Origin of the sequence: Natroniella acetigena (assembly GCF_023227745.1) — a bacterium.
GTDB classification, from domain to species: Bacteria; Bacillota; Halanaerobiia; order Halobacteroidales; family Halobacteroidaceae; genus Natroniella; species Natroniella acetigena.
On sequence record NZ_JALKBX010000036.1, the window covers coordinates 1 to 24,955 of the forward strand.

The window sequence follows — 24,955 nt, forward strand, 5'->3', positions numbered from 1 at the left end:
ACACCGTACTGGCTAAAACAGCATGGATAGGATTTCCACCTATTGTTTATTGCATCTACAAGGCACACATCAAAAAAAGAAAGGAATTAATCCCTTTCTTTTCAAGCAACTTCTATTCTTTTAACAACAATGTTCACACAACATAATCACTTCACTATTTTTATTAAATACCTCTTTATCTAAGACTTGATTAACCAATTGATAATCATTGCAAACCTCATAACTGCAGCAGACATCACAAATATAATTATCAACAATTTTACAATAGATATACTCATCATGCTCTCCACTATGACAACTACAGAATGAACAGTCAATCTTTGCTTTTTTAGCACCTTCACCTGATAATTTAATCCCTTGATCTTCATTCTTGAGCTTAAGTAATAACTTACTGACTTCTTTATTATATTTCATCCAGAAGTTAGCCCCCTATTATTAAAATTTAATTACTTGACTTCAACTCTTACCACTGAAGTTGCTCCCTGATTAATCCTTTTACTTCAATTAATAAATCCTCAAACTGATACTCTTCCACATCAAACCAATGGATACTATCATCCCTTTTAAACCAAGTAAATTGTCGCTTAGCAAAGTGGCGAGTATCTCGTTTAATCAACCGAATTGCCTCTTCCAAATCATACTCACCATCAAAATGACCAATCAATTCTTTATAACCTAACCCTTGCATTGAGACCAACTCACGATCATACCCCTGCTGATATAATTCTCTAACCTCCTCGACTAATCCTTCTTTAATCATTAAATCAACCCGTTGATTAATCCGTTGATATAAATTTTCCCGCTCCCGCCTTAAACCCACCTTAACTGCTTGATAACGGGGGGGTCTCTTCTTCGCTTCTTCTTTAAAATATGTAATCGTCTGTCCTGTCTGCTGATAGACCTCAATCCCTCTAATCACCCGTCGCAGATCATTAGGATGGAGTTTCTCAGCCAAAGCAGGATCAACTTCTGCTAACTTATTATGAACATGCTCAGTTCCTTCTTTCTCTGCTTCCTTTTCTAATCGTTCTCTCAATTCCCAATCAGTCTCCATCTCTGGAAATAAAAATCCTTCTATCACTGCCTTGACATACAATCCTGTTCCACCAACTAACATTGGCAGTTTACCCCGTTGATAGATCTTTGGAATTAACTGATCGACCCGCTCTTGAAAATCAGCTACACTGAATTCCTGATCCGGATCAACTATATCAATTAAATGATGAGGCACTATCTCTTGTTCTTCAGGGCCAACTTTAGCTGTACCGATATCCATACCTCGATAAATCTGCATCGAATCTGCTGAAATAATCTCTCCTTCTAACTGCTGGGCCAACGCCAAAGAAAGTTTAGTCTTTCCTACTGCAGTTGGCCCGACTAATGCTACTAGTGGTTCATTCATCCTATCCCCCCTTTAAAAGCAATGAATAGTGAATAATTAATATTTAATAGTTAAAACCTTAAAAAATTGATAGTTATATAATTTACCAATTAAATGCATATCGTCAATTGTCCATTTGTTTTAAGATCTTGACTTTGCTCTTCCACTATTCATTATTCAATATTAAATGTTAATTGCTCTTATCTATCTTCTCTTGAATTTTTTTTCTAGCTCCCGTCGGGATAAATGCATCATCACCGGTCTCCCATGTGGACAGGTCTGAACTTGATACCCTTCAATATCAGCTAATAAACTACTCATCTCTTTAACTGATAACTTAGTCTTGGCCTTAATTGCAGCTTTACAGGAAATCATAACCAATACCTTTTTAGCAAAATGGTGCTCCTCTTTAAAATCAAGCTCCTTTATTAGTTTGTAAATAGTATCCAAAATCAATTCCTGATCATCCAATTTATATAATTGAACCGGCACCCCTTGAATGAGATAGCTATTACCTCCAAACTCTTCTAACAAGAACCCGCAGTTAGCTAACTGCTCCTCTTTTTCTGCTAACAATTGGGCTTCTTGATGGGTTAAGTCCAGCTTCAGAGGAAGCAATAACTCTTGAATTTTGACCTGCTCTTCCTTATATTTCTGCAATAACTGCTGATAAATAACCCGTTCATGAGCAGCATGTTGATCGATAATATACATCCCATCCAATCCTTGAGCAATAATATAACTCTGATGGATCTGACCGATTGGAACCAAGCTTAAATCTTCTTCATTATATTGCCTACTCTCTTCTTGAACCTGATCTACCTTAGAGTCTTCAACCCCACCAAACAACCGCTCTATCTTTTTGGCCCTAACCTCTTTGCTATCCTGCTTAGTCTGTTGGGTATACTTGGGCATTTGTTTGCTTTTCGACTCATTTTTCTTTTTCTTCTCTGTTTGCTTAGAGCCTGTAGTTAGATTTAAATTCTTTTGCTGATAATCCTGCTTCTTGGACCCTTTTTTTACTTCATCTTTCTGCTTGCTTTTCTCTTCTAATTCTATTTTAGGAATCAAGTCACTATTCTTAATTGCTTTAGTTACAGCTTCCTTAACCACTTTATAAACTATATTACCCCGACTGAACTTGGCTTCCAGCTTGGTCGGGTGGACATTGACATCAACTAAAATCGGATTCAACTTTAATTTTAAGACCACAATTGGATGGCGATTAATAGTCAATAAGGTATGATACGCTTCTTCAACTGCTTTACTCATCAATCCACTCTTAATAAACCGATCATTCACAAAATAAGACTGATGCTTACGAGAAGAACGAGTAGTTGTCGGCTTAGCAATAAAACCTGTTAATTCCATATAATCCTGTTGATAATCAACCTCAAGCATATCCTTAGCAGCTTCTCGACCATAAATATTAAAGATTACATCTAATAAGTTACCATTACCTGTTGTCTCTAAGATCTGACGCCCATTATGCTCTAATCTAAAGCTAATGGCAGGATAGGCCAAGCTCAGTCGATTTATAATATCACTAATATGCCCAATCTCAGTTGAGGTCTGGCGTAGGTATTTATAGCGAACTGGAGTATTGAAAAAGAGATCCTTAACAAGAATATTAGTACCTACTTGGCAGCCACAGCTTTCTTCCTTCTCAATTTCTCCTCCGACCAATCGTAATTTGATTCCACTTAAACTATCCTCTCTTTTAGTCGTTAGCTTCAATCGAGAAACAGCAGCAATACTCGATAATGCCTCACCCCTAAAACCCAATGTCCGCAGGGCAAAGAGATCATTAGCTTCTTTAACCTTACTGGTTGCATGGCGTTCAAAAGCCAACTTAGCATCCTCTGCTACCATTCCTTCTCCATTATCAAGTACCTGGATTAATTTCTTTCCGCCATCTTCAACCTTGACCTTGATTCTAGTACTGCCTGCATCAATCGAATTTTCAACCAATTCCTTAACTACAGAAGCTGGTCGTTCTATTACTTCTCCAGCAGCAATCTTATTAGCTACCTCTTCACTTAGCAACTCTATTTTACCCACATTAATCACTCCCTATAAGCGGAGTTAAATTGATCTTGTAATTTTTCCTGAGCCTTCTGTTTTAATTGATGTAGTTGATTCATTGCCTCTAGAGGAGTCATCGACATAATATCAAGCTGACTCAACTCTTTGACCAATTGATCATTAGCTGGACTGAATAGTGGCATCTGAGTTACCTTCTCTTTAACCTCTTCTTTTGGCTCTTTTGGTTTTTGGTGTTGATAACTTGCTTCTTGCCCTTCAGTTGCCAGTTCAATCGTCTCTGCTTCATCTTCCTCTAACTGGGCCAAGATTACCTTCGAGCGTTCAATCACCTGCTTAGGAATCCCAGCTCGTTTAGCAACCTCAATCCCATAACTTTGGTCAGCACCGCCAGGTATGATCTTACGTAAAAAGACAACTTCTTCTCCCTCTTCTTGGACTGCTACATTATAATTTTTAACTCCTGGTAATTTATCTTCAAGCTCTGTCAACTCATGATAATGAGTAGCAAATAAACTCTTGGCCCCAATCTTGTCCAGATTACTGATATACTCAATCACTGCCCAAGCAATACTCAAGCCATCATACGTACTCGTCCCACGTCCAACCTCATCTAAAATGATCAAACTTTGGGTAGTAGCATTATTTAAAATATTAGCTACCTCATTCATTTCAACCATAAAGGTACTCTGCCCTGTCGTCAAATCATCTGATGCTCCTACCCGAGTAAAGATCCGGTCGACAATCCCAATCTTCGCTTTCTTAGCGGGAACAAAGCTACCAATCTGGGCCAACAGACTGATTAATGCCACTTGACGCATATAAGTCGACTTCCCTGACATATTTGGCCCGGTAATAATTGAGAAGCGCTCCTCTCCTCCATCCAAATATGTATCATTAGGAACAAAGACCTCTTCATCCATCATCTGTTCTACAACTGGATGGCGCCCTTTAGCAACCTCAATCTCTTCACTGGTCGTCACAGTCGGCTTGGCATAATCATTATTTAAAGCTACCTCCGCTAAAGAAACTAAAGCATCCAGTTGGGCTAATATATTAGCAGACTGTTGAATTCGTTCTGTCTGCTCACTTACCTCATCTCTAACTGCAACAAATAACTTATATTCTAACTCCTTACTCTTCTCTTCAGCACCTAAAATAACTGACTCCTTCTCCTTTAACTCAGGAGTAATATATCGTTCACTATTACTTAATGTCTGTTTCCGTACATAATCATCAGGAACAGCATCAAGATTGGCTTTAGTCACCTCGATATAATAACCGTGTACCTTATTATGACCAACCTTTAAGGAACTAATCCCCGTTCTTTCCCGTTCCTGTTCCTGTAAGCTGACAATCCAATCCTTACCATTGGTCATCGCCTCTAACAACTGATCAAGCTCCTCGTCATAACCATGTTTAATAATTTCACCTTCAGTTATAGTCGTCGGAGGTTCTTCCTTAATCGCAGAAGAAATCAACACAGTCACATCTTCTAATCGATCCAAATTATCCTCTAAAAGAACCAACTTAGTACTACTAAATTGAGCTAACAACTCCTTGAGATCTGGAATTACAGCTAGTGAATTTCTTAAAGCGATCAGATCGCGAGCATTAGCAGAACCATAAACCACCTTGCCAATCAGACGTTCAATATCATAGACTTGATCTAATAACTCCTTTAATTCCTCTTTTAAAAAGATATTACCTGCAATCTCTTCTACTGCATCTAGACGTTGGTTGATCTCCTCTACTTCCAATAACGGCTGTTCAATCCAGCGCCGTAAGGTCCTGCCCCCCATCGCTGTCACCGTTTGATCTAATACCCAGAGCAGACTTCCTTTCCGACTCTTATCTCGCATCGTCTCCACTAATTCCAAATTTCTTCTTGTATTAGCATCTAAGACCATATAATCAGTTGTAGAATAGGTAGCTAACCGATTAAGATGCTTCAAACTCCTTTTTTGAGTCTCTATTAAAAAGTTCAAAACTGCCCCTGCTGCCTTAATTGCTAAAGGAAGATCTTCACAACCAAATCCATCTAAAGAAATAGTTTCGAAATGGTCGGTCAATAATTCATAGGCTCGATCATAGCTAAAACTATCAGCTATCTTGGTCTTGATTGGATCGATTTGAGCTGCCATAAACTCCATAATCTGTTGATTCTTCTCTACTCCCTGATCGAGCAAGACTTCCGCTGGATTGATCCGTGATAATTCATCGATCACCTTCTCCTGCGGGCCAACCCCATCTAGTTGAGTCACAACAAACTCCCCAGTTGAAACATCCACTACAGAGAAGCCATACCCCTCAGCTCCACTTACAACCGAGACCAAATAATTATTATCTTTATCCTCTAACATATTATTATTGACCACAGTCCCTGGAGTAATCACTCGCACAACTTCCCGCTTGACTAAACCACTCGTCTCACTTAGATCTTCTACCTGCTCACAGATAGCTACTCGATAACCTTTATCTATCAATTGAGCAATATAAGATTCAGCAGAATGGCAAGGTACCCCTGCCATTGGAATCTTATCTCCTTTTCCTTTATTACGAGCAGTTAAAGTCAACTCTAACTCCCGAGCTGCAACCTTGGCATCATCATTAAACATCTCATAAAAATCACCTAGTCTAAAGAATAAAATTGCATCCTGGTACTCATCTTTAATTGAATAATACTGCTGCATCATTGGAGTCAATTTAGCCATACTCCCACCTCCTAGTTTATTGATATAATGTGTCAGTGTCTGTGTCTGTAGTCTGTCAAAATCAAACCCTTTAACCCCTGACATAGGGTTTTGAAGTTTAATTTTTTACTAACACGGATTACACACACTGACACATAATTGTAATTAAGCTTCACTTTCTAATCACTAATCACTAATCACTAGTAACTAGTTACTAATCATTAACAACCGCACACGGGCCAACTTGACACTTCCCACAGACATCAAATAAACCTTCCAAGCCTTTATCATTCATCAATTGAGCATTTTCCAAACATCTTTGATAGCAAAGCTGCCTATCAAACCCCTCTTCAGTCAAAGCTCCTATAGGACAGTTTTTAATACAGACCTGACAACTACCATCCTGATAGTATAGACAAGGTTGACCTTTAAAATCACTTGATGGAGTTAAAGCCTTATCAATTACAATACTACCATAGCGACCAGCACTACCTTGCTCAGTAATCAACATTCGATTTAAACCAAATTCACCTAAGCCACTTATCTTGGCTGCACTCCGCTGTGACCAAAAACTGATCAATCTTTCTTGATCAAAGTTATATGTAGGTAACTCCCAAGCCGATTTAATCCCTTCTTCAGCCAAAAAAGAAGATAACTCTCGGCAGATCTGATCAATTAATTGATTAGTCTCTTGATAAGCCACTGCCCACTGCTGTACAGTATAATTAGCTTGCTGTCGATTACTCTTAACTACCTCCCTAGCAAAAGGTATAAAGAAAGAAATCACCGTTTCAGCTGCCGGCAAAATATCAGTTGGCAACTTATGCTCTAGAGCAACTATCTCTTTTAACTGCTCAAATCTTTTATCCTTAGCATCAGCAAAACCAACTATCGGCTCTCTATACTCTGTTTTTATCTTCGTCTTACTATCAGTTACTATACCTTTAATCAATTGAATTATTCCTTCTTTTTCCACTTTTCTCACCAACTTTTAAAAAATATTACATTCTGATTGACTAACTTAATTCAAATAATCATTATACCACAATTTAGATAAAATTTAAAATAGCTCGGATCAATTATAAACTTAATTGATATAATGTGTAACTTTTCATTCGTGATAATCGAGGTACGTTTTAACGTGTCTCTACATTTCAATTAAAAAACAATTTTTATTTTTACATCCAAGCTACAGCGCCCTGAGTTAAGTGCTTCTGCTGAACGAAGAAATACTCTTGGGGTGGTTGAAACCTGTGGCTCTTACTCCTAATAAATTAATTTTATTTAAACGACCGCCATATGTTAAAACATATGGCGGTCGTTATTTGATTTTATGTTTTTAACGATTTTACTGACACGGATTACGGATACTGACACATTATTACAATTACATCTTTCTTCTATATCTAATACAAAAAACCTCTAAGTCAGCTGACTTAGAGGTTTTTTTCAATTAGCAACAACCTGCTTCACAATCTGGACCGCACTCTTCACCTTGAATAGCAGCACTGATCACTTGATTAACCGTCTGCATTACTTTACCAAACTTCTGTTGTGCTTCCATGTATTCTTTAACATGTTCATTCTGTTGCATCTTAGCTTGAATTCCTTGTAACTCCTTTTTCAACTCATCTGAAATCTGCTGACCATTACGTTGGGCCATTTGAGCTTTACGTTGTTTAGTTTGAAATTCTTGTAAGATTTCTTGAGCAGCTTCATCAGCTTCCATAGCTTCTTCTGCAGTTTTCATCTCAGAAAACTCTTGTGACTCTACAATAGCATCGCCCAATTCTTGGGCTTTTTCCATAATAGACATAATAAAAATCCCCCTTAGCACTTAAATTCAATTTATCTTAACCTTGTTGTGGTTGTTGTTGACCTTGAATAGCATTAGAAATAACTTCGTTAACTTGCTCCATTACTCCATTAAATTCCTGCTGTGCTTCCATATATCCTTTAATCTTTTCATTCTGCTGCATTTTAGCTTGTAACCCTTGAATTTCTTGTTGCATATCTTCAGTTACTCCTTGACCGTTCATTTGGGCCATTTGTGCTGTCTTTTGCTTAGATTGAAATTCTTGTAAAATTTCTTGAGCAGCTTCATCAGCTTGCATCTCTTCTTCAGCAGCTTTTAAATCATCATACTCACTAGATTCTACAATTACTTCTCCTAATTCTTCAGCTTTCTCTCTAATTGACATAAAATTAAAATCCCCCTTAAAATTTAAAAGACTTCCACTAAACCAAATCACCAAATAATGTCCAACTCTGTACTCTGTTTATTTTAACATTAATTAGCTCCCCTGTCAAATCACGGTCTGATTCAAAGATAACTATTTTATTTGACCGTGTTCTTCCGGTTAATTTATTAGGATCTTTTTTACTCTCTCCTTCTACTAATACTTCAACAACTCTACCCTCTAAAGGCTTATTCTTCTCTAAGCTGATATCACTTTGGATCTCCATTAAGCGCTGTAACCTCTCCTTTTTAACCTCATCAGAAACCTGCCCTTCATATTCTGCAGCTGGAGTACCTGTTCTCTTAGAATAAAGAAAGCTATACGCCATATCAAATTTTACCTTTTTAAATAAATCAAGAGTCTTCTCAAAATCTTCTTCACTCTCCCCTGGAAAACCTACAATAACATCTGTTGTTATCGCAGCATCAGGATTATTTATTCTAATATTTTCTATCAATCTTAAATATTCCTCTGTTGTGTAATTTCTATTCATCTTTTTAAGAATTTTATTACTTCCTGCTTGAACTGGCAGATGAAAATGATTACATACCTTGTCCAATTGACTGATAGTTTCAACTAATTTATCACTAAAATCCCTCGGATGAGAGGTCATATAACGAATCCTTGCCAAATCTTCAACTTGATCAACCTCAATCAATAAATCAGCAAAATCAATTTTTTCTTCAAAATCTTTCCCATAAGAATTTACATTCTGACCGAGTAAGGTCACTTCCTTGACCCCATCTGCTACCAAATCTTTAATCTCATTAACTATATTTTCGACCGGGCGACTCTTCTCCCTGCCCCTAACATGAGGTACAATACAATATGTACAGAAATTATCACACCCATAAATAATCGTAACAAAAGCTTTATGATCATCCTTTCTTTGCACCGGCATCTCTGGAATCAACTCTTTAGATTCTTCCCAGACCTTAACTAAAGGATTCTTATCCTCCTTAGCCACCTTCAATAATTCAGGGAATTGGTGAATATTATGAGTTCCAAAGACAATATCAACATGGCGATACTTCTCCTTAATCTCCTGAACTACCTCCTCTTGTTGCATCATACAGCCACAGATACCTATAATTAAGTCTGGGTTCTCTCTTTTTAGACTTTTAAGTTGGCCCACCTTACCATAAACCTTTAATTCAGCATTTTCTCGTACACAGCATGTATTTAAAATAATTATATCAGCATCTTCTAATTCTTCGGTTGGTTGATACCCCTCATCTTCTAATACTCCTGCCAGCTTTTCTGAATCATGTTCATTCATTTGGCAACCGTAGGTAATCAGATGCATGAGTTTTTGTTCTTTCTCTTTATTCTCTATCATTTATGTACTCCTCCTCAGTTTCATTTTTAAGTTCAACAACTATTATAACACAAAAATGTATATTTAAAAGGAATAACTATAAAGAAGGAGACTAAATTACCTCTTTTATTATATCATGTCCGAGAAAAAACTGTATAATTAATTATAACCTATCTATCCTTCTAGCATATAGCTAGGCAATTCTTTTCAAATTGCAACAAGTCACACGCAAGCTTGAGTGGATTCCTCATTCCTAGAAACGAGCCTATTTCTGCTTAATATCAAGTATTAAGTAAGAAATGAGATCTTACAGTTTCTCTCCTAATCAAAGACTAGTCGTGGCAAAAGAGCTTCCAGAGGCTTAGAATCCTGTACGCCGGTACTGGCGATTAAGGTTTTCTGATAAATTGAATATTTTACCTACGTGTCTTAACAGACACTTCGTAATAAATTCGCAACAGAGGAGCTTGGTTATCTCTTTAATTCCTGTTGCGGTACTTTTTACATGATTGGTTTTTGAATTTTAAAACCATGAATCCCTATATATTCAGTTGTAGATTTATCACGTCAAGCTTTGCCTGTAAGAAGATTTACCTTAACTATTTTTAGCATATCACATTTTATATAGACCTGCCAATCCTGCTTTTTCTTTCATCTTATCATAAAAAATGTACAATTATTTATATGCTCACAATCAGCCATCTTAAACAGCATGTCCATAAAATCAATTTATTATTATTCACAAATTATAACTTTAAAAGTTAATTCTAAATTAGGAGAAAAAATAAGATTCAATTCAAAAGTCGGAAAGTCTGTAGTAGTTTTAGGAGTAAAAGTAAGCTCAAAAGCAATATCTTTTTCATACAAGATCAAAATCAAGGTTGAAAATTCTTTAGCTGTTAATTTCTCCTTGTTCAAAACTTTTCGAAATAAACTGATTTTAAAAATCTGATCTAAAAACTCCATTCTTACTACCTCCTATTATAGTATATGACCTCTAAAAAAATTAGTGAAATATATTTTCTGATAAACTAGATAGTACAAAAATATTTTTTTCTTTATCGACTACTAAAGAGTAACTTTAATTTACCGAAGTAATAGATCAAAAAAAGGATTAAGTCTTTTAAAAGACTTAATCCCTTTTTTATTAATAGTAGCTAACTCCTAAAACCAACAAAATCAAAATTAAGAAGATAACAAATACTCCATGTCCATGCTTACCACGGAAAAACTCTAACGATTCAGACATTATACTCCCCCCTTTCTTTTCACAATATATTAAATTGGTTATAAAACTGTTAAAATCAATAAGAAAATCCTAATACTAATAAAATTAAAACTAAAAACACAACAAACTCTGAGCCAAACCTACGTCTTCTTCGTCTAGGATTACCAGAAGCTTCAGGTGCTCCCATTGATCTTCCTCCTTTCTAACACAAATTTACTATATTATATTCAATCTAAGTCTAAATGTTAAAATTTTACTTAAATTAAACTATATTCTAAGTATAAAATCACCTTTAGTAATAATCTAAGGCTTAGTTCAAGATTAAATAAACCTCTTAAAAAAACTTTAAAAAACATAATTCCCTAAACAAAAATAAAAACTGCCTAATGGCAGTTGAAAATAATTACTATCTTCAATTTATTATTGCAATTGAGGTTTTTCAATAATTAATAATGGACACGAACCAACCAAAACTTTATACTTTGATCACTCCAGCCCAGATCCCAAGGAACCCTATGGCGATCTACATTATGAGAATTAACCAAAGCATATCCTTTAGAATCCATTCCCGTTACAACTGATATATGATCCACCGTTCCCCCTTTTTCATAAGCAATATAATCCCCTGGTAATAATTTATAAGAAGCTTCCAATACCTGTTCATAACCACCACGAGCAATTCTACTTGCTCTCCCACTATAAATCATATACTGGTTGAAAGCATGAGCATTGACCCACGCCCTACTTCCTGCTCCACGTTCATACCTCCAAGTACCATCCTTAGGAAAGCCTCCACCTTCATGTAACATTTGAGAAGCAAAATTGGCACAATCTCCCCCTAAGGGATTATAATTTCTATATTCAGGATTATACTGAAATTCATATTCAGGTAAGCTAGCAGCACCTGAATATCGCTCTACATAGTCTACTGCTTCCCTTCTCCTTTGATTAAGCTCTGATAAATCTTTCGGTTCACCTGCAAGAATCAGATCTTTAATCTCCTGATTTTTAACCTGATCTAACTCTAAAGAATCTGCGAAAGGATCTTTATACCATTCCCTTGTAATAACCCATCTCTCGTCCCGAGGCATCAGATCAAGTGAATGATACGTTCCAATTCTGAAAGAATTAGGAGTTGACAATAAATCCTGATAAACATATTTATATTCTGTAGAAACCAATAAATTTAATGAATATCCATCATCTTTCTTACTAGCACGCCTGACAACAATTTCGGAATTAATCCCTGTAAAATCAACCCCTTGTTTATCCGACCATTTATGTAAATATCTCATTTTTTTGAGTTCATGTTCATAAGCCCATAAACTATATCTAATTTCTCCATCATATAAGCTCTTTAACAGAGAGCGATCTTCTCCTAATAAAGCACTATTGCGATCATCGAACATTTCTTGAACCTTTAAAACTAACATATCATTTGAACTTTCATCCATTACTGCAATAGAACCTTCCTTAGCTGAATTCCAAAAATAAACCCCTAATCCAGAACCTATTAAAAAACCCACCGCCAGAAATATCACTATACTTTTTTTCAATTTAATTATAATAACTATATTCCCCTCCAAAATATATTCATATTATTATATGTATTAAATCTAATAACTATTCACTGAGTCATGCTACTCAAACTACTTTTTCTTATCATTTTATGAAATATTGAACAGGAATTAGCATAATTTTATTTAATTATAATATTAATACAGATAAAAAGGAGGTTACTAATGCCAAAAATAGACAAGTTAATTGAGGACTTGAAACAAAATCCTTTCTTAGATTTAGAAAAATTAGCTAAAAAATATGACCTAACAACTGAAGAACTAAAAAAGAACGATGAATATGGCTTTATCATAAATGCAATTAGGGATATAGCCATTGAACAATTAATGGACTTAGCAGAGAAACATAACTTTGAATTTGATTGGTCAGAGCTAGAAAGAATCGACGTTTATTATAAGGTCAATAAGTTAATTACTGATGAAAACCTAATGGATTATATTAATGCTGGTGGAGAAATAATCTGGGATGGCAATGGTTGGTTAGCAACTACAGCTAGAGAACATATTACACAGGAGACTCGTTATATTATAACAGAACTCAATAAGCTCTGTTATAATAATGAAAATTTTACTATAGAAGAATTTAATAATAGATTTAGTTACGGATATTAAATACTCTTTTCTAAATTATAGTCCGAAGTTATATAACTTCGGACTATAATTTATATTCAGTATAAGAAATTATTTTTGCTAGAATACATAATACTCAATATTATATTAATTATTAAACCAACTAAATTTATCTCTTTAAACTTCAGGGACACAAATTATATCTCCAACTCCTAAATTTGTTGGATCTACACCTGGATTAAGCATTCTTAATCTATCAACTGTAGTATTAAGTCTTCTTGCTATCAAATATAAGGTGTCTCCTGGCTGAACCCTATATGCTCTACTTCCTGGTGGACAAGGTGGATCAACTGAACTCCCACTGTTATAATACCTTGGTGGTCTAGGTCTACGTCTTCTACGTCTACGTCTTCTACGTCGACGCCTTGGCGGTCTAAGATAATCTCCCATCAACTCACTCCTTTCTTGATAATCTTACCATATTATATTCAAAAAAAGAATATTATGTTAATCAACAAGAGAATAAAATGACCTCCGAGCATAGTCTAAGGCTGAAATTAAGTTCTAAAAGTTCTTTAATTACCCACTACTTACTACAGACTTCTTAAACTTAATTACAATATTGTGGCACTAAAAGTGCCACAAAGCTGTGAGTCATGAGTCGTGTGTCGTGAGCTAAGATCAAAATAATAAAGTCAAATTCAAAACAAGGTTTAAGCCTACAGTATTAAGGGATGATATGATTTTAGATTTTAGTTTTAAAGGGTTTGGTTTTGGCTCATGGCTCAAAAAAGCTCACGACTCATAGCTAGCGTCACAAAAGTGACGCTTAATATCAATTCAGTTCTTTATCGCAACCTTTTAGAAGTTGCACTAATCAATAACTTAAATGAGCTAATTAACAATCTGATGTCACACCACAAAAAAGAAGAATAGTAGAAAGCCTTTATTATCAAATCCATTCTAATCGATTATCAAAAACAAAAAGAACGGTTAGTCTAAAATACTGAAAGTTTCTTAGCGGACCAACAAGCAAATAACGCTTTATTAGTAGGTGCAAGTGGAACAGGAAAATCATCTACTATCAAAGCATTACTTAACAAATACGCCAAACAGAGCTTACGCTTAAAAGCTATTATTGAAGGTAGCTTAGAAGTAAAACCTGACAACCTTCTCTTTTATGCTACATCAAATCGCAGAAATTTAATCAAAGAGAAATGGAGCAACCATAACTAAAGTGATTCAGGAGAAATCCACCCTTCAGATGCAAAACAAGAAAAATTAGAAAGAAAACCAATTCAATGGGAAATACAGCAACACGGACACTCTGGTAGAACAGCCCAACAATTTATTAATCATCTCTTAGAAAAAACTAAATAAAAGTTAGCTCTAATCCACCTCTCACTCTTCTTCAGTTGATATTTCTACTTCAGCCTGAGGCTCACCTTCTTTTATTTCCTCTTCAGAAGGCACTTCTTCCACCGGTGGATTTTCCATTATTTCTGTTTCTAATGGTGCTTCTTCTGTCGGTGGATTCTCCAGTACATCTTCAGTTTGTGCTTCTGGTACTTCTTCTCCAGGAGAATCTTCTATTATTTTTACCTCAAGTGACTCTTCTTCTATAGCTGATTCTAAATACCAATAAACTCCAGTATAACCTACAGAAATAAATCCAATAATTACAACTATCATTACCATTAAAGAAAACTTATTTTTAAACATATTTCCCTCCAATCTTAAAATTAAATCTTTAAGTTTAATAATACAATAAAAATGTGATGTTTTTTTAAAGATTAAGCAAAGTTTTTCTAAAAACCACTAAACTTTTCAGTTAAAATTAAAGTTAACTAAAAATAATTCTTTATTACTAAGTTTTGAACTACACACTTATTTTGCTAAATGTTTTTTTATTTAAAACCTTGATATAAGTTGCTTATTGAACCAATCGTTCTAAATAACCGTTTATAATGACTTTTAAAAAGATCTATTTTATGATACAATTACATGAGAAATTTAAAGGAGTGTCTAAAATGCCTACTGTAGAAGAAATATTAAATATTGCAGCCTATGCAGGTAATATCATCTTAAGCAATGGAGCAGAAACTTATCGTGCTGAAGAAACAATTACCCTAATCTGCAAAGCATACGGAATGAAATCTGTCGATAGTTTAGTCACTCCTACTGGTATTTTTATCTCAATTGATAATGGTAAGAACAACTCTAAAACAATCGTAAAAAGAGTGACTAATCGAACCCACAATCTGACTAAAATCAGTAAAATCAATAACTTTTCTCGACAATTGCAAACTGAACCATTAGACTATCAAATAGCTATTAAAAAATTAAATCAGATTAATTATAGAGAAGATGAATATAATTTAATCTTAACTACATTACTTGGCTCTCTAGGAGCGGCAGCATTTGTAATCTTAGTAGAAGCTAATTATATCAATCTGATTCCTGCTTTTTTAGTCAGTCTAAGCTCACAATTTACAATTAAAAAAATAGGTTTTTTGGGAAGCATTAATTTTATCCCTGAAATTATTGCTGGATTGATTGCTGGATTTGTCTCTTCGCTACTGTATCATTTTAAAATAGGTGATACACTTAATGTCATGGTAATCAGCGGTATTTTACCCTTTGTTCCTGGTGTTTCCATTACTAACTCAATTCGTGATGCTATCAACGGAGATCTAATTTCAGCTACTAGTAGAGGAGTAGCAACTATCTTAATTGCTATCAGTCTTGCTATTGGAGTAGCAATCTCATTAGGAGTGTTTATTTAATGACAGTTATTTTAAATTTAATCGCAGCTTTTATAATGGTGTTAGGTTTTGGAATTATATTCCAAGCACCAAAGAGAAGTCTTTACCTATTAGGAGTTACTGGCAGTATTAGTTGGGGTGGGTTCCTTATTGGTCAAAACTTAATTGACAATACTGTCACTTCTGTCTTCATTGCTTCACTAATTATAGGAGTCTGTAGTGAACTTTTTGCCAGATGGATCAAGTTGCCTGCTACAGTATTCATAATTTCTGGTATTCTACCATTGGTTCCAGGTATCCCTGCCTATAACACTATGTTTTTTATCCTTAGAGGAGATTATCTTGAAGGTCTAGAAGCTGGAATTGATACTTTATTAATTGCAGGAGCTATTTCATTTGCTATTGCAATTACTGGAACAGCAGCTAGATACTATAAGAAAAAGAAATAGAACAGAAATTAGAGTCAAAACAAACTTAGTTTAATTACTTTAGTTGGTCCAAACATCTAGCTTAGTCTGTACTAAATAGTTGATTGTACCCTCAGGATATTCCCCTGCTTCATTCTTGCTACCTGCTTCAACTCCAGTTAAAATTTCTAGCCCTTCCTCTACATTAGAGATATTATAAACATGAAATTGCTCGTTTTCTACCGCCTCAACCACTTCATTAGCTAACATTAAATTTTCAATGTTTTGAGTAGGAATTAAAACTCCTTGCTCCCCTGTCAAGCCCTTCAATTTACAAATTCTAAAAAAGCCTTCGATTTTTTTAGTAATACCGCCAACTGGCTGAATCATTCCTTTTTGATTAATTGAGCCTGTTACAGCTAAGCTCTGTCTAATAGGTACTTCTGATAATGCAGATAATAAAGCATATAATTCTGCACTAGAAGCACTATCTCCATCAACTCCAGAGTATAATTGTTCAAAACATAAGCTTGCTGCTAATGATAATGGACTTTTTTGAGCATATTTCTCTCCTAAATAAGCAATTAAGATCATCAGTCCTTTATTATGTATCTTACCGCTTAGTTTACTCTCTCTTTCAATATTGGTAATACCTTTATTTCCTTGATATACAGCTGCAGTAATTTTCATTGGCTTACCAAATGAATAATCTCCTAAATCTATAATAGATAATCCATTAATCTGTCCAACTTCAACTCCTTTTGTTTGTAATAAAATTTTCTCATTGTGATACATTTCTTCTATTCGTTCTTGCTGCTGATTAACTCGATATTTTTGTTGCATCAGTGTTCGATCAATCTCTTCTTTAGTAATTAATTTTTCATCTTCAAGATTGGCCCATGCATCTGCCTCATATAATAAAGAAGATATCATTTCAAAATTGGTTGCTAATTTCTTTTGGTTTCCCGTTAACTGGCCAGCATATTCAATCACCTTTTCTACTGCAGCTCGATTGAGGGGACGCAAACAATTTTCTTGACATTGATAACTAATATATCTAGCTAATTTATAATTATTCTCCAGAGTCCAATCTACCTCTGATTCTAAAATTGCCTTTATTTTAAATAGTTGACTAAAGTTATTATCGTAGTTGTACAATAAATGATAAAGGTTATGATTACCTATTAAAATAATTTTAATATCAACTGGAATCTCTTCTGGTTCTAAGCTTGCCAATGGTACTTTATCATATTCTTCACCTAAATTTCTCATTTTTAGTTTGCCAGTTTTAAGTACCTGTTTAATCAATTTCCATGATTTAAAATTAGCCAATACTTCCTCAGCTTCAAGAATTAAATATCCTCCATTGGCTCGATATAAACTTCCGGCCTTAATCTTTTTAAAATGAGTTACTAGGCTATTACCTTTAGTTTCATACTCTATCTTTCCTAACAAATTATAATAGGTCGGTTCTTCTTCAAAAATTACTGGTTTTCCTCCAGTCTCACTATTATCCACCAATAAATTAACTCCATATTTAACATTAGTACTCCAGCTTTCTTGTTGAGACCCTTTGAATAACTTAATCTGCTCTTCATTTTCTTCTTTAATCTGTTCTAAGCTGTCGATAATATCCTCTCTCATATTTTTTAAATAATAAATTAATTTATCATACTGGTCATATTTCTTTAGTAATGGCTGTAAAAAAGAACTAATACTCTGACGAATAATTTCTCTATCTAACTCTTTTATTTTTTGGTCATATTTTTCGGCTAGCCTTGTTAGTTCTTGTAACCCTTCATTTATTTTTTCTTGCATAATTTTCACTTTCCGATCGACCATTTCTTTCTCTAGAGGAGATAAATTATGATATTTTTCCTCCTCCATTGGACTTCCATCTTCTAACAAAGGAATAATTGCAAAACCTGACTTCTCCTTTTCTAAAATAAAACCTAATTCTTCCGCTTCTGACTCTAATCGGGCCAATAATCGTCCAATTTCTTGTTGATACTCATTCTCTAATTTGCTTTTGCTTTTAATAAATTCTTCATTAAATAAATTCTCACTAATTGCTTGTTCTATATTATTAATAGCTATTTTTAATTCTCTTTTAAATTCCCGACCTAAACCTGCTGCTAAATTACAAGCGATTGGCTGTTGTTGCTCTTCAAAATTATATAAATAACACCAATCATCAGGTTCACCTTCTTGTTTAGCTTCTTCTTTAATCTTCTCAATAATAAAATCAAGTTTTTCCTGCCCTTGAGAAGTAACTACAAAAATATTATAATCATTCTGCTCAACATTCAGACCAAATTCAATTGTTTCTAATGCCCGTTGCTGAACAATTATTTCGCAAGAAGGTTCAAGTTCTTGAGTAGTTTCAAACTCAAATTGCTCTAATGAACACTCTCTTCTTAATTTTTCTTTAGAAACTCTATTTTCACTCATCTAGCTTCCTCCTTTTTACTACATTATATTTAATAAAACTAAGTTGTGATAATTTTATTTCTATATTCGGATCTCATACGTGTTAGCTTAAGAAATATTGTCAGTGTCTGTAAAAACATAAGAGCAAGTTCTTTAAAATTTCTTCTATTAAATAGTTTTGAACTTGCTAATTGCTAATTCCTGATTACTATTGATATTAAATTGACGCACATGATTTATATAAAAACAAGGTGAATATTTGAGTAGCTATAACATAAAAAAAGCTTGAAATGACAATAATAAGATTAGCTTAGCTTTAGTGAGGTGAAAAAAATGGAAACTGATCGTTATAATGCAATAATTGTTGGAGCAGGTCCTGCTGGTTCAGCAGCAGCAATTAGACTGGCTCAAAATGATCTCTCTGTTGCCTTAATAGAACGAGGAGAAAGACCGGGAACTAAAACTATGTTCGGAGGAAGTATCTATGTTGAACCAACTTCTCGGGTCATTCCTGAATTTTGGAAAGATGCTCCTTTGGAAAGACCTCTTGTCACAGATGAATTTTGGCTATTAGATCGTGATTCAGCAGTCAAAGTAGGCTTTACAGGTTTAAAATATAAAAGATCCCCTTACAATAAATTTTCTGCTTTAAGATCAAAGTTTGATCCTTGGTTTGCTCAACAAGCAGTCAACGAAGGTGCTCACCTAATGACAAGTACTCTAGTTACAGATTTGGTTTACGAAAAAACTGGATTATTAAGTAAAAAAGTAGCGGGAGTTAAATTAGACTCAGGAGAAGTTATTCATGCAGATGTAGTCCTACTAGCTGAAGGTGCTAGTGCCAATTTAACTGAAAAAGCTGGATTAAGAGGGGAGATAGAGAAGTCTAGTATGTTTTTATATGCTAAAGAGGAGTTGGCCCTTCCAGCTGAAAAGATCGAAGCACGATTCAATCTTGAACCAGACGAAGGAACAAATGTAGGGATGATCGGTTACCCTACCTCTGGAGTTGCTGGTAAAGGGGGATTATGGACTAACAAAGAATCAATCTCTTTAATTGTTGGAGGATACTTAAATCAAATCATCAAAAAAGGAGTCAATCCCTATCAGATGATCAGTCGCTTTAAAGCCCATCCACTAGTAAGTAGATTAATAAAAGGAGCAGAAACAGTTGCCTATAAATCTAGAATTATTCCAAAAGGAGGTTATGAAAGCCTACCTCAGCTTTATGATGATGGAATTTTAGTTGCTGGTGATGCTGCAGTAATGATCAGTGGACGAAGGGGAACCGATTTAGCAATGCTGACTGGATTATATGCAGCTGATATAATAGCTCAAGCCAGAGCAGCTGAAGATCATACTTCTAGAATATTAAAAGGCTATGAAAAAAAGGTCATGAATAGTTTCTTTATGAAAAATATCAAAAAAGGTAAAGGTGGTCATAAATATCAAAAAGAACATCCCGATACTGATTATTTACTGACCAAAGCAGCAAATGATGCAGCATATAAATTCTTTAAAGTTGGCTCGAAATCGAGTTCAGAAAAAATGAAAAAGATCCGAAAGGAGATTTTAGATATGCAACCTGTTAAAAAAACAGTTAAAGATCTTTATTATGCTTTGCAAGATTGGAGTGTTTTTTAATGCCAAATTTCTTAAAAAATAATCAGTCACCTCTTGAATACGTCACAATTAAAGTTGATGATCAATCTCATATTAACATTAAAGATCAAAAAAAGTGTTTAAATCAATGTGAAAATAAACCATGTACCTACTACTGTCCTACCCGTGTATTTTCCTGGGATGAGCAAAGTAATAAAATAAGAGTTGATTATAGTAGATGCATTGAATGTCTAGCTTGTCCTTTTGGTTGTCCTCTCAACAATATTGACTGGAACTTCCCTAGAGGTAGTTATGGAGTTATTTATCAGCCTAATGGTCAATAAAATCAAATAAATCTGACTTATCTATTCAAAATACAAGGAGCTGAAATAAATGGAACGCAAATATAAATTAATGGTTGGTGTCTTTGCTACAATACCATTTTTAATGGTATTAGGAAATTCAATGCTCATCCCAGAATTTCCTAAAATAAGCTCAGCTTTGAATATTAATCAATTTCAAGTAGGTCTAATGATCACTCTTTTTTCTGCTTCAGCCGGAATCTCAATTCCAGTCTTGGGGTACTTATCTGATAAGTATGGAAGAAAAAAGATATTAATCCCATCTTTAATCACCTATGGTCTAGGAGGGTTAATTTCTGGTTTAGCTGCTGCTTTCCTAAAAGAAGATGGGTATTATATTATTTTAGTTGGTCGAGTCGTCCAAGGAATTGGAGCAGCAGGAACATATCCCATTGTGATTGCTTTAGTAGGAGATATCTTTCAGTCAACCGAACGTAGTGAAGCTTTAGGAATTATCGAAGCTGCTAATGGGCTAGGAAAGGTTCTCAGTCCCATCTTAGGAGCAGCAATTGCTCTAATTGTCTGGCATGCCCTCTTTTTCTCTTATACTATATTAACAATTCCTATCGTATTTGCTGTTTTTTTCATAGTTCAAGAACCCGATAGAGAAGAACAAGAAGATAGTATAAAGAACTATTTGAGCAAAATAAAAGATATCTTTTCAGAAAAGGGAAAGCCACTATTTTTCAGTCTCCTAGCTGGAATTACAATCTTATTTGTCCTATTTGGGGTTTTATCCTTTATCTCTGACTTATTTGAAACTAAATACAATATTACTGGCTTAAAGAAGGGATTATTGATATCATTACCAATCCTATTTATGTCCACTACTGCTTATCTATCTGGACTATACCTTAAAAATAAAGGGAAATATTTCAAACAAACAATGGCACTAGGGTTGCTTATTGATACAATAGCTTTAGCGACTTTACCGTTTCTAGATGGAATAGTCTTATTTGTAGCTTTGCTTGCACTGTTAGGTATTGGTAATGGATTGGTCTTACCAGCCTTGAATACTTTAGTGACCAGTACAGCTTCTAAAGAACAACGCGGAGGAATCACTTCTATTTATGGAAGTTCTAGGTTCTTAGGAGTTGCTTTTGGCCCTCCAGCTTTTAGTTTATTAAATGAAATAAGTACTACAGTTATGTTCATTACAGCTGCAGTAATCAGTCTCATTGTCTCAATTTTAACCTATTTATTTGTTGATGAAAATGTATTATTACCTGATGATATGCAGCAAGGTAATCAACAACAAAATGAGCAAAGTCAAGAGGAAGATAATTAATCTTCCTTTTTCCCCTGTTTTCTAGAATGCTTCTTTGAATAATACCCATAATTATCCTTTTTTTTACTCTCATCTTTCGCTTTTGGATGACTTATGTATAACCCAATCAAGATCACGATAATTCCTCCCCACAACCACAACATCCAATCCCTCCTAACTTAATAATAAATACACTTGATAAAATAACGCCATTAACCCTCCAGCAGTCAACGGGCCGACAGGAATTCCATCCAAAAAGATAATCCCAATAATTGAACCTAAGACTATTCCAACAATCAATTCAGGACTACTATCTAATAAGTTCAGCCCCATTCCATTTACCTTAGTAGCCAAAATTCCACTGATTAAAGCTAATACACCTAAAACTGATTTATAACTTCTAACCATATCAGCAAGTGATATTTCTCCATTTACTATCGGAGCCAATACAGACAACAATAAAAATAATAAGCCTAGTTTAATTCCTCTATTCTCTATTAGCGATAAGACTCCATTTAGTCCACTTAATTTTAGTCCCCCTAACACCAAACTAGCAATAACCAATACAAAAGAACGACCTAACAAACCTACCGCAAAAATAATAAATAGAAAAATATAACTACCTATCACTGCTTTATTCAACTCCTCACTACAACTATCAGTGTACAGTTGACGGTTGACAGTTAAAAACTTTTAAATCTAAAACCAAAATCATTCTAAACCTGTAATTATAATTAACTTAATATCTTAAATACAAAGTTTTTCATTGGCATTGAATTTTAAGCTTTTGTATTTTAACTGTAAACTGTTCACTATCAACCGTAAACTATATTGTGGCACTCTTAGTGCCACAATATTAAACGCCAGGTTGGCCCTGACGCATTTTTAATCTATTTAATTTCTCCATCTTTATAATAAGGTAGATAACTCTCTTGTTCTCTAACTATATAATCAATATCATCTTCCTTGCCAATGCTTATTAAATTCCTTCCACTTTGTGAGCGTTTTAAAATAGCTGCTAGATTATTTTTATTCTGTAAATAAGTCTGATAAGCAACTAATGCCCGATCACTAAGAGTAACTTCAACCTCCATAACCAATTCTGATAAGACCTTACCAGCAGTAATAAAATCATCTAGAGCAAACTGACCAGCAACTCCAGCACAGCAGAAGATAACTTCCTTTTTAGATTTTAAATCAGCACTGACCTGTTCTATATTTAAGAGTGATGCTACTAATATTTCTTCAGTTTCAACTAAAGGTTCAAAACACTTTGTGCCATTAGTTGTTGTCAAAATAATTACCTTATCTGCAACTCTTTCTGTTGTATAGTCACATGGAGAATTTCCCAAATCAAATCCTTCTACTTTAACCCCTTGTCGCTCACCAGCTAATAAACACTCTCTTTTGAATTTTCTGCTTAACTTCTTAGCTTCTTCAATCTCAGCTACTGGAATCACCTTTCTACATCCTCGTGCTAAGGCTGTTATAATCGTACTAGTAGCTCGTAAGGTATCAATTACAACCACAGTCTTATCCTTTACCTCTTCTTTTTTTATTTCATTTGCTGAAAAAACTAGATCAATCTTCATAATCAATTACTCCTCCTAAATTAGCGTTATTAGTTTTATTATATTAAAAATCAATCTCTATAAACCCTTGTTCCTTTTTTAATGATGGTTGCGATTTATTAATTACTGTCTTAAGAGTATCTCCTCGCAAACCAGTTCTTAAAGATTCTAAAGCTAATATCTCGTCACTCTTAATATTTCCTAGATTAACATTATTACCAAGTAGATTGATAAAAAATACTTGTTGTTTTTTTAAGGGGGCTTCCCAAATAATATCTGTTGGTTTAGGAACTTCTAATAATAACTTTTTTAACTTAAATTCATCAGCTTCTCCTTCTTCATCATAGATTGAAACTCCAGTTCCCGACTCACGAGCTTCAACAATTACTTTATAAGCTCCATCGGCTAAATCTCTCTTTAATTGTTTGACCATTTTATTTATTTTAAACTTTTCTCGCTTATCCTTCTTACCAATCTCAGTTAGTACTTTAAATCCTAATTTATTAGCTTGATGAATTAGATTTGATCTTAGATTAGCAGACAGATCAATCGTTCCATCAGAGATTTCAATTGCTGTAAATCCTAATTTCTTTGCCTGCTTAAGATACTCATCTTTCTTATTTTGAATAATTGCTGCTTCAAAAAAGGTACCCCCTGGATAAATATCGATCCCATAAGATTTAATTAATTTAATTTTTTCTTGTAATATTTGCTGAGGATATAAAGCTGATGTTCCAAAACTTAATTTCAAAAAATCAATATATTCTGCGTTTAAATCTAGTAAATCCTTCATCTCATTCAATCCCAATCCTTTATCCAAGACCATCGTCAAACCATTTCTACGCGGCTTCTCTTCTCGCCCAAGTAATGGAAATTCAAAGTCAAGTCCCCATCCATTTTTCTTCACCACATCACCCCATTATACCTTTTTTATAATTTCATTCCTACAAAAATCAAAAGTACACCTAAAACAATTACAGCCATCTGTAATACAGAAAATTTGCTCGCTAATCCTATCAGTCCTAAACTGGTTACTAAAATCATTACTGTTGGCCCTACTAAAGCTAAAAAAGAATTAATTTTAAAAGCTACTACTCTTGAATTAAACCTTAACATTAACATAGCAGCTGAAAGTTCAATAATTCCTGACATAATTCTAATTAATGCCATGCCTAACACAATTCTATCTTGTACAATAAACACACCTTTAGCCCCCAGAATAATTTTTCTAATTCAATATATCTATACTCAATAACAATAAAAAAAATGATTAAATTTAATATTTATTATTAATTTTAAATCTAACTTCAAGTAAAAATCAAATCATTATTGATATTAAGTTTAAGGTTAAGTCTAAGTTTAAGTAAGACCTAAGCCCTTATGCTTTTAACGGTTGACTTAGCCTTAAACTCAACCTTAAACTTAAGCTGTTGTGTTATGTTAATAATAGGAAATTGTTAACTTGTACTTCACCTTGTTTTTTGGTATAATTTATTTTGAC

General features: G+C 34.2%; 24 protein-coding genes and 1 pseudogene. 7 read left to right on the top strand and 18 right to left on the bottom strand.

Annotated features, from left to right (window positions below):
- Positions 1-120: 120 nt before the first annotated feature.
- The 10 genes from MWH25_RS08535 to MWH25_RS08580 form a co-directional block, all read right to left on the bottom strand.
- Positions 121-414 carry a hypothetical protein gene (locus tag MWH25_RS08535; RefSeq protein WP_248627231.1) on the bottom strand — a complete coding sequence of 98 codons (294 nt, stop codon included), beginning with the start codon at positions 412-414 and terminating at the stop codon, positions 121-123.
- 49 nt (positions 415-463) lie between these two features.
- Positions 464-1,402, bottom strand: coding sequence for a tRNA (adenosine(37)-N6)-dimethylallyltransferase MiaA (miaA, locus tag MWH25_RS08540; protein ID WP_248627232.1), 939 nt, complete (start codon positions 1,400-1,402; stop codon positions 464-466).
- A gap of 183 nt (positions 1,403-1,585) precedes the next feature.
- Positions 1,586-3,442 carry a DNA mismatch repair endonuclease MutL gene (gene mutL, locus MWH25_RS08545; protein WP_248627233.1) on the bottom strand — a complete coding sequence of 619 codons (1,857 nt, stop codon included), beginning with the start codon at positions 3,440-3,442 and terminating at the stop codon, positions 1,586-1,588.
- A 5-nt stretch (positions 3,443-3,447) separates the two neighbouring features.
- Entirely contained in the window at positions 3,448-6,138 is a 2,691-nt protein-coding gene (gene mutS, locus MWH25_RS08550; RefSeq protein ID WP_248627234.1) for a DNA mismatch repair protein MutS, read from the bottom strand.
- A gap of 193 nt (positions 6,139-6,331) precedes the next feature.
- On the bottom strand, positions 6,332-7,102 hold the full coding sequence (locus MWH25_RS08555; protein ID WP_248627235.1) for an epoxyqueuosine reductase: 771 nt from the start codon (positions 7,100-7,102) through the stop codon (positions 6,332-6,334).
- 468 nt (positions 7,103-7,570) lie between these two features.
- Positions 7,571-7,933, bottom strand: a complete 363-nt coding sequence (locus tag MWH25_RS08560; RefSeq protein ID WP_248627236.1) for a YlbF/YmcA family competence regulator — start codon at positions 7,931-7,933, stop codon at positions 7,571-7,573.
- A 37-nt stretch (positions 7,934-7,970) separates the two neighbouring features.
- Positions 7,971-8,318 (bottom strand): YlbF/YmcA family competence regulator, encoded by a 348-nt coding sequence (locus MWH25_RS08565; RefSeq protein WP_248627237.1) that lies wholly within the window; start codon positions 8,316-8,318, stop codon positions 7,971-7,973.
- A 37-nt stretch (positions 8,319-8,355) separates the two neighbouring features.
- A complete protein-coding gene (gene miaB / locus MWH25_RS08570) occupies positions 8,356-9,696 on the bottom strand; it encodes a tRNA (N6-isopentenyl adenosine(37)-C2)-methylthiotransferase MiaB (protein ID WP_248627238.1) in 1,341 nt (446 codons plus the stop codon).
- A gap of 714 nt (positions 9,697-10,410) precedes the next feature.
- Positions 10,411-10,641, bottom strand: a complete 231-nt coding sequence (locus tag MWH25_RS08575) for a hypothetical protein (protein ID WP_248627239.1) — start codon at positions 10,639-10,641, stop codon at positions 10,411-10,413.
- Between the two features lie 708 nt (positions 10,642-11,349).
- On the bottom strand, positions 11,350-12,477 hold the full coding sequence (locus tag MWH25_RS08580; RefSeq protein WP_428832812.1) for an amidase domain-containing protein: 1,128 nt from the start codon (positions 12,475-12,477) through the stop codon (positions 11,350-11,352).
- Between the two features lie 168 nt (positions 12,478-12,645).
- Here MWH25_RS08580 and MWH25_RS08585 point away from each other — a divergent pair, with 168 nt between their 5' ends.
- Positions 12,646-13,092 carry a hypothetical protein gene (locus tag MWH25_RS08585; protein ID WP_248627241.1) on the top strand — a complete coding sequence of 149 codons (447 nt, stop codon included), beginning with the start codon at positions 12,646-12,648 and terminating at the stop codon, positions 13,090-13,092.
- Between the two features lie 135 nt (positions 13,093-13,227).
- Here the strand turns inward: MWH25_RS08585 and MWH25_RS08590 are convergent, their stop codons facing one another.
- A complete protein-coding gene (locus MWH25_RS08590; RefSeq protein WP_248627242.1) occupies positions 13,228-13,500 on the bottom strand; it encodes a LysM peptidoglycan-binding domain-containing protein in 273 nt (90 codons plus the stop codon).
- Positions 13,501-14,064: 564 nt separating this feature from the next.
- Here MWH25_RS08590 and MWH25_RS08595 point away from each other — a divergent pair.
- Positions 14,065-14,430 (top strand): annotated as a pseudogene (locus MWH25_RS08595) (DUF815 domain-containing protein); the annotation flags it as partial.
- Positions 14,431-14,451: 21 nt separating this feature from the next.
- Here the strand turns inward: MWH25_RS08595 and MWH25_RS08600 are convergent.
- Positions 14,452-14,772, bottom strand: a complete 321-nt coding sequence (locus tag MWH25_RS08600) for a hypothetical protein (protein WP_248627243.1) — start codon at positions 14,770-14,772, stop codon at positions 14,452-14,454.
- A gap of 308 nt (positions 14,773-15,080) precedes the next feature.
- Here MWH25_RS08600 and MWH25_RS08605 point away from each other — a divergent pair, with 308 nt between their 5' ends.
- Both MWH25_RS08605 and MWH25_RS08610 read left to right on the top strand, forming a co-directional pair.
- Positions 15,081-15,836 carry a threonine/serine exporter family protein gene (locus MWH25_RS08605; RefSeq protein ID WP_248627244.1) on the top strand — a complete coding sequence of 252 codons (756 nt, stop codon included), beginning with the start codon at positions 15,081-15,083 and terminating at the stop codon, positions 15,834-15,836.
- Positions 15,836-16,264 carry a threonine/serine exporter family protein gene (locus MWH25_RS08610; protein ID WP_248627245.1) on the top strand — a complete coding sequence of 143 codons (429 nt, stop codon included), beginning with the start codon at positions 15,836-15,838 and terminating at the stop codon, positions 16,262-16,264. The genes MWH25_RS08605 and MWH25_RS08610 overlap by 1 nt, the downstream gene beginning before the upstream one ends.
- A gap of 39 nt (positions 16,265-16,303) precedes the next feature.
- On the opposite strand, the gene MWH25_RS08615 is transcribed toward MWH25_RS08610, so the two are convergent.
- Positions 16,304-18,673, bottom strand: coding sequence for a Lon protease family protein (locus MWH25_RS08615; RefSeq protein WP_248627246.1), 2,370 nt, complete (start codon positions 18,671-18,673; stop codon positions 16,304-16,306).
- Positions 18,674-18,985: 312 nt separating this feature from the next.
- Here MWH25_RS08615 and MWH25_RS08620 point away from each other — a divergent pair, with 312 nt between their 5' ends.
- The 3 genes from MWH25_RS08620 to MWH25_RS08630 are packed head-to-tail and all read left to right on the top strand — an operon-like array spanning position 18,986 to position 21,904.
- Positions 18,986-20,296 carry an FAD-dependent oxidoreductase gene (locus MWH25_RS08620; RefSeq protein WP_248627254.1) on the top strand — a complete coding sequence of 437 codons (1,311 nt, stop codon included), beginning with the start codon at positions 18,986-18,988 and terminating at the stop codon, positions 20,294-20,296.
- On the top strand, positions 20,296-20,598 hold the full coding sequence (locus tag MWH25_RS08625) for a ferredoxin family protein (protein WP_248627247.1): 303 nt from the start codon (positions 20,296-20,298) through the stop codon (positions 20,596-20,598). Before MWH25_RS08620 ends, MWH25_RS08625 begins: the two co-directional genes overlap by 1 nt.
- Before the next feature lie 49 nt (positions 20,599-20,647).
- Positions 20,648-21,904 (top strand): MFS transporter, encoded by a 1,257-nt coding sequence (locus tag MWH25_RS08630; protein ID WP_248627248.1) that lies wholly within the window; start codon positions 20,648-20,650, stop codon positions 21,902-21,904.
- On the opposite strand, the gene MWH25_RS08635 is transcribed toward MWH25_RS08630, so the two are convergent.
- The 5 genes from MWH25_RS08635 to MWH25_RS08655 all read right to left on the bottom strand — a co-directional run bounded on the left by MWH25_RS08635 (position 21,901) and on the right by MWH25_RS08655 (position 24,657).
- The gene (locus MWH25_RS08635) at positions 21,901-22,047 is read right to left on the bottom strand and encodes a hypothetical protein (protein WP_248627249.1); all 147 of its coding nucleotides are present in this window, start codon (positions 22,045-22,047) and stop codon (positions 21,901-21,903) included. The genes MWH25_RS08630 and MWH25_RS08635 overlap by 4 nt on opposite strands.
- A gap of 10 nt (positions 22,048-22,057) precedes the next feature.
- Entirely contained in the window at positions 22,058-22,525 is a 468-nt protein-coding gene (locus tag MWH25_RS08640) for a DUF441 domain-containing protein (RefSeq protein ID WP_248627250.1), read from the bottom strand.
- Positions 22,526-22,773: 248 nt separating this feature from the next.
- Positions 22,774-23,475 (bottom strand): 2-phosphosulfolactate phosphatase, encoded by a 702-nt coding sequence (locus MWH25_RS08645; RefSeq protein WP_248627251.1) that lies wholly within the window; start codon positions 23,473-23,475, stop codon positions 22,774-22,776.
- Positions 23,476-23,518: 43 nt separating this feature from the next.
- The gene (comA, locus tag MWH25_RS08650) at positions 23,519-24,361 is read right to left on the bottom strand and encodes a phosphosulfolactate synthase (RefSeq protein ID WP_248627252.1); all 843 of its coding nucleotides are present in this window, start codon (positions 24,359-24,361) and stop codon (positions 23,519-23,521) included.
- A 23-nt stretch (positions 24,362-24,384) separates the two neighbouring features.
- Positions 24,385-24,657, bottom strand: coding sequence for a YqhV family protein (locus MWH25_RS08655; RefSeq protein WP_248627253.1), 273 nt, complete (start codon positions 24,655-24,657; stop codon positions 24,385-24,387).
- Between the last annotated feature and the right edge of the window lie 298 nt (positions 24,658-24,955).

Excerpts from the sequence above, each read along its gene's own strand:
- MWH25_RS08585 (WP_248627241.1), top strand. The coding sequence starts at position 12,646 with ATGCCAAAAATAGACAAGTTAATTGAGGACTTGAAACAAAATCCTTTC.
- MWH25_RS08615 (WP_248627246.1), bottom strand. The coding sequence starts at position 18,673 with ATGAGTGAAAATAGAGTTTCTAAAGAAAAATTAAGAAGAGAGTGTTCA.
- MWH25_RS08620 (WP_248627254.1), top strand. The coding sequence starts at position 18,986 with ATGGAAACTGATCGTTATAATGCAATAATTGTTGGAGCAGGTCCTGCT.
- MWH25_RS08630 (WP_248627248.1), top strand. The coding sequence starts at position 20,648 with ATGGAACGCAAATATAAATTAATGGTTGGTGTCTTTGCTACAATACCA.
- MWH25_RS08590 (WP_248627242.1), bottom strand. The coding sequence starts at position 13,500 with ATGGGAGATTATCTTAGACCGCCAAGGCGTCGACGTAGAAGACGTAGA.
- MWH25_RS08535 (WP_248627231.1), bottom strand. The coding sequence starts at position 414 with ATGAAATATAATAAAGAAGTCAGTAAGTTATTACTTAAGCTCAAGAAT.
- MWH25_RS08560 (WP_248627236.1), bottom strand. The coding sequence starts at position 7,933 with ATGTCTATTATGGAAAAAGCCCAAGAATTGGGCGATGCTATTGTAGAG.
- MWH25_RS08635 (WP_248627249.1), bottom strand. The coding sequence starts at position 22,047 with ATGTTGTGGTTGTGGGGAGGAATTATCGTGATCTTGATTGGGTTATAC.
- MWH25_RS08575 (WP_248627239.1), bottom strand. The coding sequence starts at position 10,641 with ATGGAGTTTTTAGATCAGATTTTTAAAATCAGTTTATTTCGAAAAGTT.
- MWH25_RS08610 (WP_248627245.1), top strand. The coding sequence starts at position 15,836 with ATGACAGTTATTTTAAATTTAATCGCAGCTTTTATAATGGTGTTAGGT.
- MWH25_RS08605 (WP_248627244.1), top strand. The coding sequence starts at position 15,081 with ATGCCTACTGTAGAAGAAATATTAAATATTGCAGCCTATGCAGGTAAT.
- MWH25_RS08625 (WP_248627247.1), top strand. The coding sequence starts at position 20,296 with ATGCCAAATTTCTTAAAAAATAATCAGTCACCTCTTGAATACGTCACA.
- MWH25_RS08600 (WP_248627243.1), bottom strand. The coding sequence starts at position 14,772 with ATGTTTAAAAATAAGTTTTCTTTAATGGTAATGATAGTTGTAATTATT.
- MWH25_RS08565 (WP_248627237.1), bottom strand. The coding sequence starts at position 8,318 with ATGTCAATTAGAGAGAAAGCTGAAGAATTAGGAGAAGTAATTGTAGAA.
- mutS (WP_248627234.1), bottom strand. The coding sequence starts at position 6,138 with ATGGCTAAATTGACTCCAATGATGCAGCAGTATTATTCAATTAAAGAT.
- MWH25_RS08645 (WP_248627251.1), bottom strand. The coding sequence starts at position 23,475 with ATGAAGATTGATCTAGTTTTTTCAGCAAATGAAATAAAAAAAGAAGAG.
- miaB (WP_248627238.1), bottom strand. The coding sequence starts at position 9,696 with ATGATAGAGAATAAAGAGAAAGAACAAAAACTCATGCATCTGATTACC.
- miaA (WP_248627232.1), bottom strand. The coding sequence starts at position 1,402 with ATGAATGAACCACTAGTAGCATTAGTCGGGCCAACTGCAGTAGGAAAG.